The organism is Occallatibacter savannae (genome assembly GCF_003131205.1).
GTDB classification, from domain to species: Bacteria; Acidobacteriota; Terriglobia; order Terriglobales; family Acidobacteriaceae; genus Telmatobacter; species Telmatobacter savannae.
The window spans coordinates 38270-54637 of record NZ_QFFY01000004.1 but is presented as its reverse complement, the minus strand read 5'-3'; the positions used below and the strand labels follow the sequence as shown (position 1 = coordinate 54637).

The window sequence follows — 16368 nt, the reverse complement described above, 5'->3', positions numbered from 1 at the left end:
CTCTATCTTAATGGCAGGGTGGATGCCCTCTCCACCCCGCCTTCTTGTTCAAGCTACTTATGAGCCATTACCGGCACCGATCCCTCGTGCTCTTCCCACGCCAGCGAGATCGTGCCCTTGCTGCCTTCACCCTTGACCTCCCACTTCAGGTTCTCGACCATCGATGAAGGCTTGCTCATATGCATCTTGGTCTTTCCCAGATCCTGCGACCCGTCGTATGCAAGGCCCCACTCGCCCGTCTTCTTGTTCACGATCAGCGTCCACTGATCCGGATCCGAAATGTCGACAAACAGCGTGTACTTCCCTGCAGGCACATGCAGATCGCCGATCATCAGATCGCCCGCAGTTTCCAGCGTCGTTGCCGCGTTCGCTCCGGCACGCCACACCGGGTAATGCGGGTTATGGCTGATCAATCCGTCCTTGGTGAAGATCTTGCCCTCGCGCCCCTTCACACCCGGCGACGAGTAAGTAATTGTTACCTCATGTCCGCCGATAGTTCCAGTCGCCTTCTGCGGAGGGCTGGCTGGCGCTTTCTGCTGAGCGATAACGGTGGTTGCTGCAAATAGAAGTCCGGCACAAACGAGAAGATGCTTCATAGGTTTCGTTTCTCCTCCAGCGGCGATGGGAACAGCGGGCCGCGACGGCAATGATTGTCGCACCGCCGGCTCACCCCCGCAAATGAGCCAACCCGATTCCGCCGTATTGCCAGGCTGCTATGATGCCCCCGAGACATCAAACGGAAAGCCCATGGCAGCCTCCGCAAATAACGCAACCCCCGGTGCCCGCTTTCGCGCCGCAGTCGCCGAAGAAAAGCCCCTCCAGATCGTCGGCGCCATCAACGCCTACAGCGCCCGTATGGCCGAGGCCACCGGCTACCGCGCCCTCTACGTCTCCGGCGGCGGAGTCGCAGCCAACTCTCTCGGCATGCCTGACCTCGGCATCAGCACCCTCGAAGACGTCCTGACCGACGTTCGCCGCATCACCGATGTCACCTCACTGCCCCTCCTCGTCGACATCGACACCGGCTGGGGCAGCGCCTTCAACATCGCACGCACCATTCGCTCCATGATCAAAGCGGGAGCAGCCGCCGTGCACATGGAGGACCAGGTCGGCGCAAAACGCTGCGGTCACCGCCCCGGCAAAGAACTCGTTCCCGCCGAAGAGATGGTCGACCGCATCAAGGCTGCCGTCGACGCCCGAACCGACAATCACTTCGTCCTGATGGCCCGCACGGACGCCCTCGCCAACGAAGGTCCTCAATCCGCGATCGAACGCGCCCAGGCCTACGTCGCCGCCGGGGCCGACATGATCTTCGCCGAAGCCGTCACCGAGCTCGACCAGTACACGCAATTCCGCAAGGCCGTCGGCGTCCCCATCCTCGCCAACATCACCGAGTTCGGCCAGACCCCTCTCTGGACGCGCGATGAGCTCGCCCGCGCTGGCGTCGACATCATCCTCTACTGCTGCGCCGCGTATCGCGCCATGAACGCCGCTGCCCTTCAGGTCTACGAGGCCATTCGCAGCGAAGGCACGCAGAAGCACCTCGTCCCGCAGATGCAAACCCGCGCCGACCTCTACAAATTCCTCGACTACCACGCTTACGAACAAAAACTCGACGCGCTCTTCGCCCGCAACAAGGACGCGAAGTAGACACCCGTTCCTCTGATCCGATAGCTTCAAGCTCTGCGGAGATCCCCATGAGCAACGAATCCACCTCAACGCCGCCCGCGTTCAAGCCCAAAAAATCCGTCGCGCTCTCCGGCACACCCGCCGGCTCCACCGCGCTCTGCACCGTGGGCCACACCGGCAACGACCTGCACTACCGCGGCTACGACATCCACGATCTCGCCGCGCATTGCGAATTCGAAGAGGTCGCCTACCTTCTCATTCACGGCAAACTCCCCACAGCGCCCGAGCTCGCCGCATACAAGGCCAGCCTGCGCCCGCTCCGCAGTCTTCCCGCCGCCGTCAAGCAGGCGCTCGAACTACTCCCGCCCTCCACACATCCCATGGACGTCCTCCGCACCGGCGTCTCCGTCCTCGGCTGCGTGTTGCCCGAAGGCGAAGCCCACAAAGAATCCGGCGCGCGCAAAATCTCCGACGCTCTCCTCGCCTCGCTCGGCTCCATGCTCATCTACTGGCACCACTACGCGCGCAACGGACGTCGCATCGAGGTCGAACGCTTCGAAGACTCCATCGCCGCTCACTTCCTCCATCTGCTGCACGGCACCGCCCCCAGCCCTGAGTGGGTCCAGGCCATGCAGACCTCGCTCATCCTCTACGCCGAGCACGAATTCAACGCCTCCACTTTCACAGCGCGCGTCATCGCCGGAACGGGCTCCGACATCTACTCCTGCATCGCCGGCGCCATCGGCGCGCTCAAAGGTCCCAAGCACGGTGGCGCCAACGAAGTCGCTCTCGAAATTCAAAAGCGCTATCGCCGCCCTGACGAAGCAGAAGCCGATATGCGCTGGCGCGTAGGCGAGCGCGAGGTCATCATCGGCTTCGGCCACCCGGTCTACACCATCAGCGACCCACGCAGCGACATCATCAAAGAAGTCGCCCGCCGCCTCTCAACCATCGCTGTAGACATGCGCCTCTTCAACGTAGCCGAGCGCATCGAGTCCACCATGCACGACGCCAAGCGCATGTTCCCCAATCTCGACTGGTACAGCGCCGTCGCCTACGACCTGATGGGCATCCCCGTCGACCTCTTCACCCCGCTCTTCGTCATCGCCCGCACCGCCGGCTGGTGCGCCCACGTCATCGAGCAGCGCCAGGACGGCAAAATCATCCGCCCCTCAGCCAACTACACCGGCCCCGAACCAAAACCCTTCGTTCCCATCGACCAGCGCACATAAGGCCATGTCTCGCTTGTGACCAGACGGTGCCTGCCAGGAGAGACCTTGGCCAAAGTACGGTCCTTCCTCATTTTCATATTGCTAGTTATCCTCAGCCATTCATCGATGGCGCAGCAGGGTACAGATGGACGCGCAAAAACATGCGTTGCGCCGCAAGCCGCCACGGACCCGAAGTTCAGCCCCGGGCAGGTGTGGTCCTACCGAACGCGCAGGGGGGAAGAGTCCTCAACGATCACCGTTCTTCGGATTGAAAGACTTCCGAACGCCGGCGTCATCGTCCACGTGCGGATATCCGGAATCCATTTAAAGAACTGCTCCGGCGGGCCGAGCCCAACGAACATCGGCCACACACCGATTTCCCGAGAAGCATTAGACCGCAGCGTGACAAAGCTGATCGAGCAAGGACGTACTCTCCCTGATTACGAGGAAGGCTACAACCAATGGAGGCAAGCCTGCGGTGGTGTCTACACTATTGCTGTGGCCGATCTAGTCAAAGCAGACGAAGAGACTTTCAACTCTCAATGGAATTGCTCTTCGCCATAAACCGTCACAATCCCTCGCTCCGGAGAAACACCGTTGTCCTCGCACATCAGCAACGAACGCCCCGTCCCCGACCAGGTCATCGCCGACATCGCCGACTACGCCCTCGGCTACCAGATCAAAAGCGACCTCGCCTACGAGACGGCCCACTACTGCCTGCTCGACACCCTCGGCTGCGGCCTCGAAGCTCTCGAATACCCTGCCTGCACTAAACTCCTCGGCCCCATCGTTCCCGGCACCGTAGTCCTCAACGGCGCCCGCGTCCCCGGCACCAGCTACCAGCTCGATCCCGTGCAGGCCGCCTTCAACATCGGCGCCATCATCCGTTGGCTCGACTACAACGACACCTGGCTTGCCGCCGAGTGGGGCCATCCTTCCGACAACCTCGGTGGCATCCTCGCCGTTGCCGACTGGCTCTGCCGATCCGGCGCGGCCTCTCTGACCATGCGCGACGTCCTCACTGCGATGATCAAAGCGCACGAGATCCAGGGCTGCATCGCTCTCGAGAACTCATTCAACAATGTCGGCCTCGACCACGTCGTCCTCGTCAAAGTTGCGTCCACCGCTGTCGTCTGTTCTCTCCTCGGCCTATCGCGCGAACAGACCATCAACGCCGTCTCGCTCGCATGGGTCGACGGCCAAAGCCTCCGCACCTATCGCCACGCTCCCAACACCGGCTCGCGCAAAAGCTGGGCCGCCGGCGACGCCACCAGCCGTGCCGTTCGTCTCGCCCTCATGGCCAAAGCCGGCGAAATGGGCTACCCCTCCGCGCTCACTGCAAAAACCTGGGGCTTCTACGACGTATCCTTCCGCGGGAACGCATTCAAATTCCAGCGCCCCTACTCCAGCTACGTCATGGAGAACGTCCTCTTCAAAATCAGCTACCCCGCCGAATTCCACTCCCAGACCGCCGTCGAAGCCGCGATGAAGCTCCACGACGAACTCGCCCGCCGCAACCTCAACGCCTCATCCATCAAATCCATCACCGTTCGCACCCACGAAGCCTGCATCCGCATCATCGACAAGAAGGGCCCGCTCTCCAATCCCGCCGATCGCGACCACTGCGTTCAGTACATGATCGCCGTTCCCCTCATCCATGGCCGCCTCACCGCCGCCGACTACGAAGACGCCGTCGCGCTCGATCCCGTCTGGGGCAAGCGCATCGATGCTCTTCGCGATCGCATCACCTGTGTCGAAGAGCCGCGGTTCACCCGCGACTACCACGATCCCGACAAGCGCTCCATCGCCAACTCGCTCCGCATGGAACTCGAAGACGGCACGGTCCTCGAAGAAACCGTCGAATACCCCATCGGCCACAAGCGCCGCCGCGCCGAGGGCATGCCTCTCCTCATCGAAAAGTTCAAACGCAACCTGGCCCGCCGCTTCTCATCACAACCGCAGCAGCGAATTCTCGACGCCTCGATGGATCGCTCCGCCCTCGAACACAAGCCCGTCAGCGAATACGTCGACCTCTACGTCGCCTAGCTCGATTCACCTTCAATCGGGTGCCCCATTCTAAATCGGTCGTAAGACCGATTTAGGGTGGGATACAACCAGGCTCGTTCCTCCCCTCTACAATCCTCTTTGTTCTCTGTAAACGCTTGCAGCCCCGTGGGCACGCGTGTTTGACTTGTGGCCTAAGGAAGACTTCCCGCTCATGGCCTACGTACTCGCTCTGGACCAGGGGACCACCAGTTCCCGGGCCATCCTCTTCGACGAATCCGGCTCCATCGCCGCAGTCGCACAGCACGAGTTCCAGCAGTTCTACCCGCAGGCCGGCTGGGTCGAGCACGATCCCTTTGAAATCCTCACCAGCCAGGTCTCCTGCGCCGTCGAGGCCCTCGGGAAAGTCGGCGCTCGTCCCCGCGACGTTGTCTCCATCGGCATCACCAATCAGCGCGAAACCGTCATCGTCTGGGAACGCGCCACCGGCAAGCCCATCCATCCCGCAATCGTCTGGCAGGACCGCCGCACCGCTGCCATGTGCTCCTCGCTCGAACAGCAGGGTCTCGGTGACACCGTCTCCACCAAAACCGGCCTCGTCCTCGATCCCTACTTCTCCGCCACCAAGATCCGCTGGATTCTCGACAACGTAACCGGCGCCCGTGAGAAAGCCCAGCGCGGCGAACTCGCCTTCGGCACTGTCGACTGCTGGCTCATCTACCACCTCACCAGCAGCATGCGCCATGTCACCGACGTGACCAACGCATCGCGAACGCTCCTCTACAACATCGTCGAAGGCAAGTGGGACTCCGAACTCCTCCGCATCTTCGACATCCCTGAGAGCATGCTGCCGGAAGTCCTCTGGTCCAGCCAGATCGTTGGCGACGTCACCACCACCCTCGGCCTCGGCGGCATCAGCATCGCCGGAATAGCCGGCGATCAGCAAGCCGCGCTCTTCGGCCAGCTCTGCTGGTCTCCCGGCGAAGCCAAGAACACTTACGGCACCGGCTGCTTCCTGCTCCAGAACATCGGCACAAAATTCATCCGCTCGAAACACAAGCTCATCACCACCGTCGCCGCCAGCGCTCAGAAGCGTCTCGAATACGCGCTCGAGGGCAGCATCTTTATCGGCGGCGCAGTGGTCCAATGGCTTCGCGATAATCTCCGCCTCATCGGCTCCTCTGCCGAAGTCGAAGCCCTTGCAGCAGGAGTCCCGGACAACGGCGGGATAGTGTTCGTACCCGCCTTCGTCGGCCTCGGTGCTCCCCACTGGGATCCGCACGCCGGCGGCCTCATCATCGGCCTTCGCCGCGACACCAAACCCGGTCACATCGCCCGCGCAGCCCTCGAAAGCATCGCCTTCCAGGTCGCCGATGTTCTCGAGGCGGTGCACAGCGAAACCGGCACTCCACTCAATGCACTGCGCGTCGATGGCGGCGCCGCCGTCAACGATCTGATGATGCAGTTCCAGGCCGATCTCCTCGGGGTTCCTGTCGTCCGCCCCCGCGTCACCGAAACCACGGCGCTGGGAGCCGCCTATCTTGCTGGCCTCGCCACAGGCTTCTGGCCGAGCCCGAAAGAATTACAAGCGAAGCGCCAGGGCGATACCCGTTTCGAGCCGCACATGCAACAACCCGAGCGAAACGCCCTGCGCGCGCGTTGGCAGCGCGCCGTCGATCGCTCCAAAAACTGGGTAGAAAGTTAGGAGACACACATGCGCAGGGAAGAAATGCTGCGCAGGATTCGTGAACGCGCACAGCGCAACGAGCCCTGGGATATCGCCGTCATCGGCGGCGGAGCAACCGGAATGGGCGTAGCCGTCGATGCGGCCGCTCGCGGTTTCCAAGCCGTTCTCCTCGAAGCACACGATTTCGGCAAAGGCACCAGCAGTCGCAGCACCAAGCTCGTGCACGGCGGCGTACGCTACCTCGAGCAAGGCAACATCCCGCTCGTCATGTCGGCGCTCAAAGAACGCGGCCTCCTTCGCCAGAACGCTCCTCACCTTGTCAAAGACCTCGCCTTCGTCGTCCCCAACTACTCCTGGTGGGAAGCGCCCTTCTACGGCATCGGCCTCAAACTCTATGACCTGCTCGCCGGCAAGTACGGCTTTGGCGCGTCAAAGCTTCTCACCAAAGAAGAAACCCTCCAGCGCCTGCCTGCGCTCGAGCCCGAAGAGCTCCGCGGCGGCGTCGTTTACTACGATGGCCAGTTCGACGACTCGCGCCTGCTCATTCACCTCGCCATGACCGCCGCCGATCAGGGCGCCACTGTCATCAACTACTGTCCTGCAACCGGTTTGTTGCGCGATGACGAGGGCTACGTTAACGGGCTCATCGCCCGCGACGATGAATCCGGCGAAGCCTTCTCGATCAAAGCTAAGATCGTCATCAACGCCACCGGCGTCTTCACCGACCAGATCCGCCGCATGGCTGATCCAGCCACTGAACCTCTAATGGTCACAAGCCAGGGCATTCACCTCGTCTTCGATCGCTCCTTCCTTAAGGGCGATACCGCGCTCATGGTTCCGCGCACCAGCGATGGCCGCGTTCTCTTCGTCATCCCATGGCACGGCCATGCCGTTGCCGGTACCACCGACACTCCCGTCGATGGCCCAAGCCTCGAGCCCAAGCCTCTCGACGAAGAAATTCAATTCATCCTCGAAACTGCCGGCCGCTATCTCACGCGTCCTCCCAGCCGCTCCGATGTTCTCGCGGTATACGTAGGCCTTCGTCCGCTCGTCAAATCCGGCGGCGCCTCCAGCACTTCCGCCATCTCGCGCGACCACACCATTCACGTCGACACCTCAGGCCTGCTCACCATCACCGGCGGAAAGTGGACCACGTACCGCCACATGGCCGAAGACACCGTCGACCACGCCATCACCCTCGGCCGCCTCCGCGACGAAACCTGCGTGACGAAGAATCTGCGCATTCACGGCTACGCAGAACCGCCCGCGGACCGCAATGGAGACGAAGATCCGCTCGAAGTCTACGGCTCCGACTCCGCTGAGATACGTTCCATCGCAGAACAGAATCCCGACCTCGCCAAGCCCCTCCATCCCGCACTGCCCTACATCGGTGCGGAAGTCGTCTGGGCCGCTCGCGCAGAGATGGCCCGCACCGTGGAAGACGTTCTCTCCCGCCGCACCCGTGCTCTCTTCCTCAACGCGCATGCCGCAATGCAAATGGCCGAGCCAGTCGCCAAGTTGTTAGCTCAAGAACTCCACCACGATGACGCATGGGTCGCCGCCCAGCTTCAGGAATTCTCCGCCCTGGCAAAGCAGTACACTGTTTAAACCCGCTTCCCCGGGGAGGTCCATCGATGGCAGCACAGTGCACCCACGTCAAAGATCACGCGAAGAACGTAAAGCCGAACAGCAAGGGCTGTGAGGACTGCTTAAAGACTGGCGATACTTGGGTGCATCTCCGCATGTGCCTCGAATGCGGCCATGTCGGCTGCTGCGACTCCTCAAAGAATCGCCACGCCCGAGCCCACTTCCACTCGACGCAGCACCCGCTCATCCGCTCCGCAGAGCGCGGCGAAGACTGGCGCTGGTGCTACATCGACGAAGTCTACATCTAGCCAGCAGCACACGCGGCCTGCTCAGGCCACCTGCACCTCAATCGACTTCGCGTCGGCATCCAGCTTCGTGATCTTGAAGCTCCGAATCTGCCCCGCCTTCAACGGCTCGGGCCCAGCAGAAGGAGCCGGCGCGCTCCCCTTCCATCGCGCCGACAGCATTGAACTCAGCGACGACAGATCCGCCTTGCCACTTCGCAGCGGTGACGCCGCCTCAGGCTGAGCCGCCTTGCTCAAGCGGCACATCGCGAAGATATTCTCGCCCAGCTCAACCGATGCTCCACTCGCGGACTCGTCGACAACACGCCCCGACACAACATCGCCCGCCTTGTGTTCCGCGATGTATTCGTCGATACTGGTCGGCACCAGCTGTTTCATGCTCAGCTTGATCTGCCTCTTCTCCGGCGCAATCCCCAGCACCTGCGCCTTCACCACCTGACCAACGCGCAGCACGTCCTGCGGATGATGAATGCGTTTCTCCGCGCTGATCTCGCTCACATGCACCAGCCCTTCAACGCCCTCAGCAATTTGAACGAACGCGCCGAACGGCATCATCTTCGTCACAGGGCCCTCAACCTGCGATCCCACCGGAAACCGCTGCGTCACATCCGACCACGGGTCGGTCAAAGTCTGTTTGAGCCCAAGCGAAATCCGCTTCTCCTCCGGCTTGATCGCCAGAATCACGGCATCCACGCGGTCGCCTTCCTTCACCACGTCCGACGGATGCCGCACCTTCTTGCCCCACGACATCTCCGAAATGTGAATCAATCCCTCTACGCCCGGCTCGAGTTCCACGAACGCACCGAAATCCGCCAAACGCGTCACCGGACCCGTCACCCTCTGTCCAACCTGATACTTCGAAGGCGCTGTCTCCCACGGCTCCGGCTCAAGCTGCTTCAGCCCCAGAGAAATCTTCTTCGTCTCCGGATCGATCTTCAGAATGCGGACGCGCACCTTTTCCCCTGCCGACAGCACATCCTCCGGCTTGCTCACGCGATTCCACGAGATGTCGCTCACATGCAGCAGCCCATCGAACCCGCCCAGATCGATAAAGGCCCCATACGGCATCAAGCTGCGCACCGTTCCATCCAGCACATCCCCAGCCTGCAGCACCGCCAGCTTGCCTTCCTGCGCCGCGCGCGCCTGCTCCTCCAGCACCACGCGCCGATCCACCACGACATTTTCGTCCGTGACATCGAGTTTCGTGATCCGGCAGGTGATCTCCGTCCCCACAAGCTGCTCCAGCTCCGCCGCATCGCGCGTGCCGCTCCGGCTTGCAGGCATAAACGCGCGCACACCCACATCGACGGTCGCTCCCCCTTTAATAACGCCCGTCACGGTGCCGACCACTGCGGTCTTCTGCTTGAACGCCTCTTCCAGCGCCGTCCAGTCGTGCGGCTGCGCCACCTTGAACCGGGTCAGGTCGTAGTAGCCCTCTTCATTCCGGCCCTTGATCGAAACCGGAACCTTCTCGCCCGGCTTCACGCCCTCTGCATTGTTGCGGAACGCCGACCTCGGCAGCACGCCCTCAATCTTGTAGCCGATATCCAGGAACACCTGCTCGGCCGAAACAGAAATCACCGTTCCTTCAATCTGCTTCGCCCCGCCGCCCTCCTGCTTGCGGGCATGCCCCCGCTCAAACTCCCTCAGGATGTTCGCGAAGTCCTCCATCGGCTCCACAGATTCTTCCGCCGGGGCGGCTTCAGGCGTTGATGGAACAGCCGCCTTCGCAGCGTTTTCTGCCGTCGTGCTTTCAACCGCAGGTGCGCTCGTGAACTCGGCCATTCCGTAGCCAACCGGAATTTGAATTGCCGGTTTCTCCGAAGGCTCGCTGTTCGTAGAAGAAGCTTCTGACGTGGGGTTGGACTCTGGAACGCTCTCGTTGCTCATAGGTCTACTCTTCCATTCTCCCACGCATCGTTCGCCAGCAACTCACGTCCCGCACTCCGCTGGATCGGCCAATCACTGTTCCGGAAACTCCGCGACCTTCGGATCCACACGGTGCGGCGCCAGCTTCGTCGGACCGCCCTTGTCATCAATCACGTTCGAAATCTCTCCCTTGTCATCCAGCGCCACCGTGATCATGTGATGGAACCGCATTCCCGGCTTCACCGGCACCTCGATCGCCCGCGTCAGATTCACATTCGGATGCCGGAACACGCTGTAGATCCCCAGCCCCCACGCCTCGTGACTCGCAACGCCTTCCGCCACCTTGTACGACGCCCACCCATTCACGCCCGGCCCCGACGTATAGCTCTGCTGATCCGGCGGATCATAGGGAATTTCAGACTGATAGAAATACGTCCGCCCGCGCTCGCCCTTCCACAACACTTGGAACTGCTCGTGATGCTCCACAAACAGGCCATAGGCCGTCACATTGCGCCCATTCACTACCAGCCCGTTGTCGCTCACATTGCTCGTCCATCCAACGCCCGAGCCGTGATCTGCTCTCCAGATCCACGTGTGATCGATGATGGTGTCGTTCGCGTTCACCAGCAGATTCACCTTCGCCCGGCCCACCGCCGCTCCACCATCCCGGAAGAACACATCATGGAGCAGGATCGGATTTCGCGCATGCGAAGCGTGACTGCCCTCACGCCCCACCTCCATCAGCACCGGCGACGTCTTCTCTCCCGCATCGATCAGCACCCCCGACACATCCACCCCATCCACATCCGCCACAGAAATCGCCGCCGTCCCAGTCACGAGCCGCAACGTCGCAAACCCCAGGCCCATCACCTCCGTATCCGCCCGCATCACCTTGATCGGCTCGTCCAGGTCGTAGATCCCCGGCGTCAGCAGCAGATTTTTCCCCTTCGCCAGCTCCGTATTCATCTTCTCCGCGCTGTCCCTGCCCGCCTCTGCGATGAAGAAGCTGCTCACCGCCACATCCCGCCCCGGCGTCGACCCTCCGTGCCACGTTACCCCCGCGCTATCCTTGCGCAACTCCGGAATGCGCACCCACCACTTCCCCTTCGCATCCACCGTTAGGAACGGCTTCTCCCGCACCACGGGCGTCTTCGCCACCTTCGTATACGGAGGCTGCGGCCACTCGCCCTCCGGCGGCTTCGGCACACCCACAAACACCATGTTCCAGTTCGCGCCCGTCCAGCTTCCCCACTCACTGTTGCGCGAGATCCACTGCTGCTGCGAGCCCGACCCGACATTCCCATCCACCACCGAGTCCGACATCCACCCGCCGCTCGCCCAGCCGCCCTTCTGGTTCAGCACCACGTCGCCCTTTACATGCATCCGCCGGAACGGCGCAGCCTGCGACACCGCCCGCTGCATCGTCCTTCCTGTGGGAGTCACGCTGAACCCCTCCACCGCCCGCCAGAACGTACACGTCGCGTTGTTCCGCGGCAGGCTCGCGTCCGCATGAACGTTGCCGATAATGTGTACCGCATCCGGCGTCGCACCCAGTCCGATCACCTCTGTATAGAACCCGACCGGCACATCCACGTGATACTCCCCGGGCATAAACAGCAGCGCATACCGTTCTTTGCCAAACTCAGCGTGCTGCTCCGCCGCATACACCCTGTCGATCTCAGCCTGGATCTTCTCCGCCCCCATCGACGGATCGAACACCAGCACATTCGCCCCAAGCTCCGGACGCGCGTTACTTCTCCCGCTCGCTGCGGCCTGCGCTATCGCCGCACTAAAACTCGCCGCCGCCATCACACCCAGACACGCCGCACAGCGCAGCCCCACTCGAACCTCTCCGCCCATCGCCATCCGTCAACTCGCCCCCGCTCGTCACATTCAAACTCCCAAGCATCCTATGACATCCATCGCACATCACGCCCGTACGGTGGACACATAACTGCCAATCAAGCGAGAATTGCCCACGCATGGCCAATGTAATGGCGGAGAAATTGATTCGATGAATTCCTGCTCTCGACGCTCCTTCCTCAAAAAGTCCACCGCACTCGCCGCCGCATCCGTTCTCGGCATTGACGCTCTCTCCGCAGCCACCCTCAAGCAGCCCATCGGCCTGCAGCTTTACTCGGTCCGCAACCTCCTTCCTAAAAACTTCCAGGGCACGCTCGACCAACTCGCCGCCGCTGGATACAAGGAAGTCGAAGCCGCAGGCTACCTCGGCAAAACCGCCGCCGACTTCGGCAACGCCCTGCAGAAGGCCGGCCTCAAGTGCATCAGCACGCACCACGCGCTCACCGAGCTCAAGTCGCAGCTATCTCAGCTCATCGAATATAGCCAGGCCCTCGGCCTTGAGTACATGATCTGCTCCTGGGCCGGCGTTCATCGCGACCCGTCTCGCACCGGCGAACTGAATCTCGACGACTGGCGTTATGTCGCCGACCAGTTCAACGCCATCGGCCAGAAGATCAAGGCCGCCGGAATGACCTTCGGCTACCACAATCACACCATCGAGTTCGGCACCGAAAACGGCGTCGTCTTCTTCGACGAACTCCTCAAGCGTACCGACCCCAAGCTCGTCTGCTTCGAAATGGACTGCGGCTGGGTCGTCGCCGGCGGCCACAACCCCGTCGAGTACCTCAGCAAGTCGCCAGATCGCTTCCCGCTCTTCCACATCAAGGACCTCGTGAAAGGCCCCGACGGCAAATGGCGCAACGTCGTCATGGGCAAGGGCAGCATCGACTACAAGCCCATCCTCCGCGCCGCCACCGGCCTCAAGCACTACTTCATCGAGCAGGAAGAATTCCAGGAAGATCCCATGACCGAGCTCCGCCAGGACGCGGACTTCATCAGAAGCCTCAACTTCTGACGACTTGAACTTCCGAGAGCTTCGTCACGCATCGCACAGAGAAGCCCTGCGATCAAAATGCCGAACCGTGCTCCGGCGCACACTTCTGGTCGACTCACCCCTGCAGCTTACAAGTCGCGAATCGCCGAAACGGGGTTCCGCCGCATCGCTCGACGAGCAGGAAAGTAGCAGGCCAGCAGCGACATCGCTCCTAGAATCGTGACAACCGAAGCAACAGTGGCCGGGTCGTTGGCGCTGATTCCATACAACAGCCCGGCAATGACGCGCGTCATCCCCAACGCAAACGCCAATCCCAGCGCCAGCCCAATGCCTGTGAGCCACGCTCCCTGCAGCAACACCAGTCGCATCACATCTACGCGGGAGGCACCCAGAGCCACGCGCACGCCGATCTCGTGGGTGCGCATTTGCGTTCGATAAGCCACAACTCCGTAGATCCCGGTCGCCGCAAGAACCAGCCCGATCAGCGCGAACATTCCGGCAAGGGCGCTCTGTATTACGGCAAAGATGCTCGCCATCTGCGTACTCTCCCGCATAGGACGAACATCGAAGACCGGCAGCTGTGTATCGATCTCGTGGATGGCCTTTTCCACTGCCGGCGCCACGTCCGCCGGATTTCCCTCGGTCTTTACCTGCACAATCGTCTCGTACCCCACCTGGAAAAAACTCATGTAGACCATTGGCTCCGGTGTCTCGTTAACCATCATGTGTGTTGAGTTCTTCGCAACGCCCACCACCGTGAAGGGGCTGCCCCACACCATCAGTTTCTTTCCCAGCGGATCCTGTCCCGGCCAGTAGCGCCTCGCCGCAGTCTGATCTACGATGAGCACCCTCGGTGCTTTTTCCTTGTCATCCGGCGTAAACTCGCGTCCCTCCAGGATAGGTATCTGCAGGGATTCGAAATACCGCGGGCCTACCTCAGCGTGGTACACCTGCAAAGCTTCATGCGGGTGCGGCACATATCCTTCCGGATACGCATCTTCCCCCTTGTGGCTCAGGGTCATCGGAACCCAGTCTGTAAACGACGCCACCTTCACGCCGGGCAATGCCGAGACGCGATCGAGTATCTTGCGACGGATCACCTGCTCCTCGTCGCCGCTGTAGCCGGAGCCATTCAACCCCACAGAAGCAGTGAGAATATGGTCCTGTTCGAATCCAAGGTTTGCGCCGGCAAGATTACGCAGTGTCCGCAGGAATAGCCCCGAGCACACCAGCAGCGGAAGTGAGAGCGCGATCTGCGCCACCACCAGCGCGCTAAGCAATCTCCGATTGCGCGACCCGCCGGAAATACTTGCCGATTCTGCCTTCAGCACCTCAATGGCCGGAGCGTTAGCCGAGCGCAGGGCAGGCAGCGCGCCGCAGAGCATCCCCGCCAGCAGGCTGGCCACGGCTATCCCGATTACCACCTTGTAATCCATGCTTCCATTGAGTGCGACGGGGTTCGAGTTCGGCGGAAATAACCATGCGAACGTCTTCGACGTCCACGATGTCACCGCCAACGCCGCGACTCCAGAACCGGTGGAAAGCATCGCTCCCTCCAGCACCATTTGCCGCACCAGTTGCATGCGATTCGCCCCGAGCGACTGCCGGATCGCAAGCTCGCGCCGCCTGGATACGAATCGCACCAGCGTCAGCGTGGCCACATTCGCGCAGGTCAGCAACAGCACTACACCGGCGAAGGCCAGCAGAATGGGCAGCGTCGCCGCCATATATCCGTTGGCCCCAAAGGGCGAGCGCCACATCGGATCGAGCGTGATCCGGTTGTCGCCCAGATGATCGTTCGGATACGCCGCCACAATGTTGTGCATCAGCGTGTCGAGGTCCTGGGCTGCCTGGCCGCGGCTCACGCCGGGACGCAACCTCCCTACTACATTCAGCCAGACCGCGCCGCCGCTCCGGTGCGTCATCCGCCACGCATCCGTCCCCAGGGGATCGAGCGTAACCCACAGATCCTGACGGATCCCGGGCATTGCTCCCACAAACCCCTCCGGCGCCACGCCGACCACCGTTACCCGATGCCGGGCAATCTCGATCGGCTTGCCCACAATTGCCATGTCTGCGCCATAGCGCGTCTTCCAGAGCGAGTAGCCCAGCACCACGCTGGGAACGGCATAGCCGCGCGCCTCTTCTTCAGGAAGAAAGAATCGCCCCAGCACCGGCTTGATCCCGAGCACATCGAAATAGTTCGCCGACACATTCGCAATGTAGGCACGTTCCGGCTGTGCGCCGCCCGTCAGCGTGATCCAGTCGTGATGATAGGCAAGTATCCCCGCGAAAGTGTGGTTCTGCTCGCGCAGATCGCGATAGTCAAGATACGAGAAGGGCGGAGTCGGAGAGAAACTCCTTTCGCCGCGCTGCAGGCTCACCAGGTCGCCCGCGTCGCGCGCGCCGGGGATGGGACGCAACATCGTGCCGTCAATCCAGCTGAATACTGTGCTGTTGGCGCAAATCGCTACCGTCAGCATCGCTGTTGCTGTGATCGTATAGCCGGGACTCTTGCGCAGCTGCCGTAGCGCATAACGGAAATCCCGGCCCAGCTGTTCAAGCCAGCCACGGCCCCACATCTCGTGCGTCACCTCCTGCACCAAAGGGATATTTCCAAACTCCCGCGCCGCCGCTTGCCGCGCGGCCTCTGGCGTTTCGCCTCGCGCCACTCGATCGGCAATCGCCATCTGCAGATGAGCATCGATCTCTTCCTGCAACTCGTTCTTGCGCCGCTGAAAACCGAAGCTGGAAAACCACTTCATGACTCGCTCTCCTCCGGCTTGACGTACATCACCGATCCGATAGCTTCGACGATCCGCTCCCATCTGCCCAGATCCGAAGCCAGCTGCTTCTTCCCCTTGGCCGTGATCCGGTAGTACCGCGCTCTTTGCTTGCTCTCGGACTGCTTCCACTCCGACTGCACCCAGCCCTGGCGCTCCAATCGATGCAGAGCCGGATACAGCGATCCGGTCTCCACCTGAAGCACGTCTCCCGACCGCAAACGTAAAGCCTGGACGATTCCGTATCCATGCTGCGGCCCCCACTGCAGGGTCTGCAGAACAAGCATGTCGAGTGTTCCCTGCAGCAGCTCAATTCTGTTTTTGTATTGATCCTTCTCGCTCATGGGTGTAGACACTCTACCTGCACTGGAAGTAGATTGTCTACTCCCTCTCGCCCGGGACCCGTAAACCCGATCCTCGCCGGCCGGCTCTTCCC

13 protein-coding genes are annotated in these 16368 nt (G+C 61.7%); 8 read left to right on the top strand and 5 right to left on the bottom strand.

Translation table 11 applies throughout. From position 1 onward, the window contains the following. Nucleotides 1-53: 53 nt before the first annotated feature. The gene (locus DHV10_RS15235; protein ID WP_109487255.1) at nucleotides 54-596 is read right to left on the bottom strand and encodes a DUF2911 domain-containing protein; all 543 of its coding nucleotides are present in this window, start codon (nucleotides 594-596) and stop codon (nucleotides 54-56) included. 151 nt (nucleotides 597-747) lie between these two features. Between DHV10_RS15235 and prpB the strand changes: the two genes are divergently transcribed. The 7 genes from prpB to DHV10_RS15200 all read left to right on the top strand — a co-directional run bounded on the left by prpB (nucleotide 748) and on the right by DHV10_RS15200 (nucleotide 8426). Further along, nucleotides 748-1650 (top strand): methylisocitrate lyase, encoded by a 903-nt coding sequence (gene prpB, locus DHV10_RS15230; RefSeq protein ID WP_109487254.1) that lies wholly within the window; start codon nucleotides 748-750, stop codon nucleotides 1648-1650. 47 nt (nucleotides 1651-1697) lie between these two features. Further along, entirely contained in the window at nucleotides 1698-2861 is a 1164-nt protein-coding gene (gene prpC / locus DHV10_RS15225; protein ID WP_109487253.1) for a bifunctional 2-methylcitrate synthase/citrate synthase, read from the top strand. Nucleotides 2862-2906: 45 nt separating this feature from the next. Next, nucleotides 2907-3404, top strand: a complete 498-nt coding sequence (locus DHV10_RS15220; protein ID WP_109487252.1) for a hypothetical protein — start codon at nucleotides 2907-2909, stop codon at nucleotides 3402-3404. Nucleotides 3405-3437: 33 nt separating this feature from the next. Continuing rightward, nucleotides 3438-4886, top strand: coding sequence for a bifunctional 2-methylcitrate dehydratase/aconitate hydratase (locus tag DHV10_RS15215; protein WP_109487251.1), 1449 nt, complete (start codon nucleotides 3438-3440; stop codon nucleotides 4884-4886). A gap of 172 nt (nucleotides 4887-5058) precedes the next feature. Then, nucleotides 5059-6549, top strand: coding sequence for a glycerol kinase GlpK (gene glpK / locus DHV10_RS15210; protein ID WP_109487250.1), 1491 nt, complete (start codon nucleotides 5059-5061; stop codon nucleotides 6547-6549). A 9-nt stretch (nucleotides 6550-6558) separates the two neighbouring features. Continuing rightward, nucleotides 6559-8139: a glycerol-3-phosphate dehydrogenase/oxidase gene (locus DHV10_RS15205; RefSeq protein WP_109487249.1), complete on the top strand. Its 1581-nt coding sequence runs from the start codon at nucleotides 6559-6561 to the stop codon at nucleotides 8137-8139. 26 nt (nucleotides 8140-8165) lie between these two features. Beyond that, complete coding sequence (locus DHV10_RS15200) at nucleotides 8166-8426, top strand: UBP-type zinc finger domain-containing protein (protein ID WP_109487248.1); 261 nt, start codon at nucleotides 8166-8168, stop codon at nucleotides 8424-8426. Between the two features lie 21 nt (nucleotides 8427-8447). Here the strand turns inward: DHV10_RS15200 and DHV10_RS15195 are convergent, their stop codons facing one another. Beyond that, the gene (locus DHV10_RS15195; RefSeq protein WP_239461761.1) at nucleotides 8448-10313 is read right to left on the bottom strand and encodes a 30S ribosomal protein S1; all 1866 of its coding nucleotides are present in this window, start codon (nucleotides 10311-10313) and stop codon (nucleotides 8448-8450) included. A 72-nt stretch (nucleotides 10314-10385) separates the two neighbouring features. Further along, nucleotides 10386-12134, bottom strand: a complete 1749-nt coding sequence (locus tag DHV10_RS15190) for a coagulation factor 5/8 type domain-containing protein (RefSeq protein WP_162601570.1) — start codon at nucleotides 12132-12134, stop codon at nucleotides 10386-10388. 172 nt (nucleotides 12135-12306) lie between these two features. On the opposite strand from DHV10_RS15190, the gene DHV10_RS15185 reads away from it, so the two are divergent. Beyond that, a complete protein-coding gene (locus DHV10_RS15185; RefSeq protein WP_109487246.1) occupies nucleotides 12307-13170 on the top strand; it encodes a TIM barrel protein in 864 nt (287 codons plus the stop codon). 107 nt (nucleotides 13171-13277) lie between these two features. Here DHV10_RS15185 and DHV10_RS15180 read toward each other — a convergent pair whose 3' ends face one another. Together DHV10_RS15180 and DHV10_RS15175 are read right to left on the bottom strand one after the other, a co-directional pair. Next, nucleotides 13278-15914 (bottom strand): ABC transporter permease, encoded by a 2637-nt coding sequence (locus tag DHV10_RS15180; protein WP_109487245.1) that lies wholly within the window; start codon nucleotides 15912-15914, stop codon nucleotides 13278-13280. Then, on the bottom strand, nucleotides 15911-16276 hold the full coding sequence (locus DHV10_RS15175) for a PadR family transcriptional regulator (protein WP_109487244.1): 366 nt from the start codon (nucleotides 16274-16276) through the stop codon (nucleotides 15911-15913). Before DHV10_RS15175 ends, DHV10_RS15180 begins: the two co-directional genes overlap by 4 nt. Nucleotides 16277-16368: the final 92 nt, after the last annotated feature.

Coding starts and splice junctions, on each gene's coding strand:
- DHV10_RS15235 (WP_109487255.1), bottom strand. CDS start 596: ATGAAGCATCTTCTCGTTTGTGCCGGACTTCTATTTGCAGCAACCACC.
- DHV10_RS15200 (WP_109487248.1), top strand. CDS start 8,166: ATGGCAGCACAGTGCACCCACGTCAAAGATCACGCGAAGAACGTAAAG.
- prpB (WP_109487254.1), top strand. CDS start 748: ATGGCAGCCTCCGCAAATAACGCAACCCCCGGTGCCCGCTTTCGCGCC.
- DHV10_RS15175 (WP_109487244.1), bottom strand. CDS start 16,276: ATGAGCGAGAAGGATCAATACAAAAACAGAATTGAGCTGCTGCAGGGA.
- DHV10_RS15180 (WP_109487245.1), bottom strand. CDS start 15,914: ATGAAGTGGTTTTCCAGCTTCGGTTTTCAGCGGCGCAAGAACGAGTTG.
- DHV10_RS15185 (WP_109487246.1), top strand. CDS start 12,307: ATGAATTCCTGCTCTCGACGCTCCTTCCTCAAAAAGTCCACCGCACTC.
- prpC (WP_109487253.1), top strand. CDS start 1,698: ATGAGCAACGAATCCACCTCAACGCCGCCCGCGTTCAAGCCCAAAAAA.
- glpK (WP_109487250.1), top strand. CDS start 5,059: ATGGCCTACGTACTCGCTCTGGACCAGGGGACCACCAGTTCCCGGGCC.
- DHV10_RS15205 (WP_109487249.1), top strand. CDS start 6,559: ATGCGCAGGGAAGAAATGCTGCGCAGGATTCGTGAACGCGCACAGCGC.
- DHV10_RS15195 (WP_239461761.1), bottom strand. CDS start 10,313: ATGAGCAACGAGAGCGTTCCAGAGTCCAACCCCACGTCAGAAGCTTCT.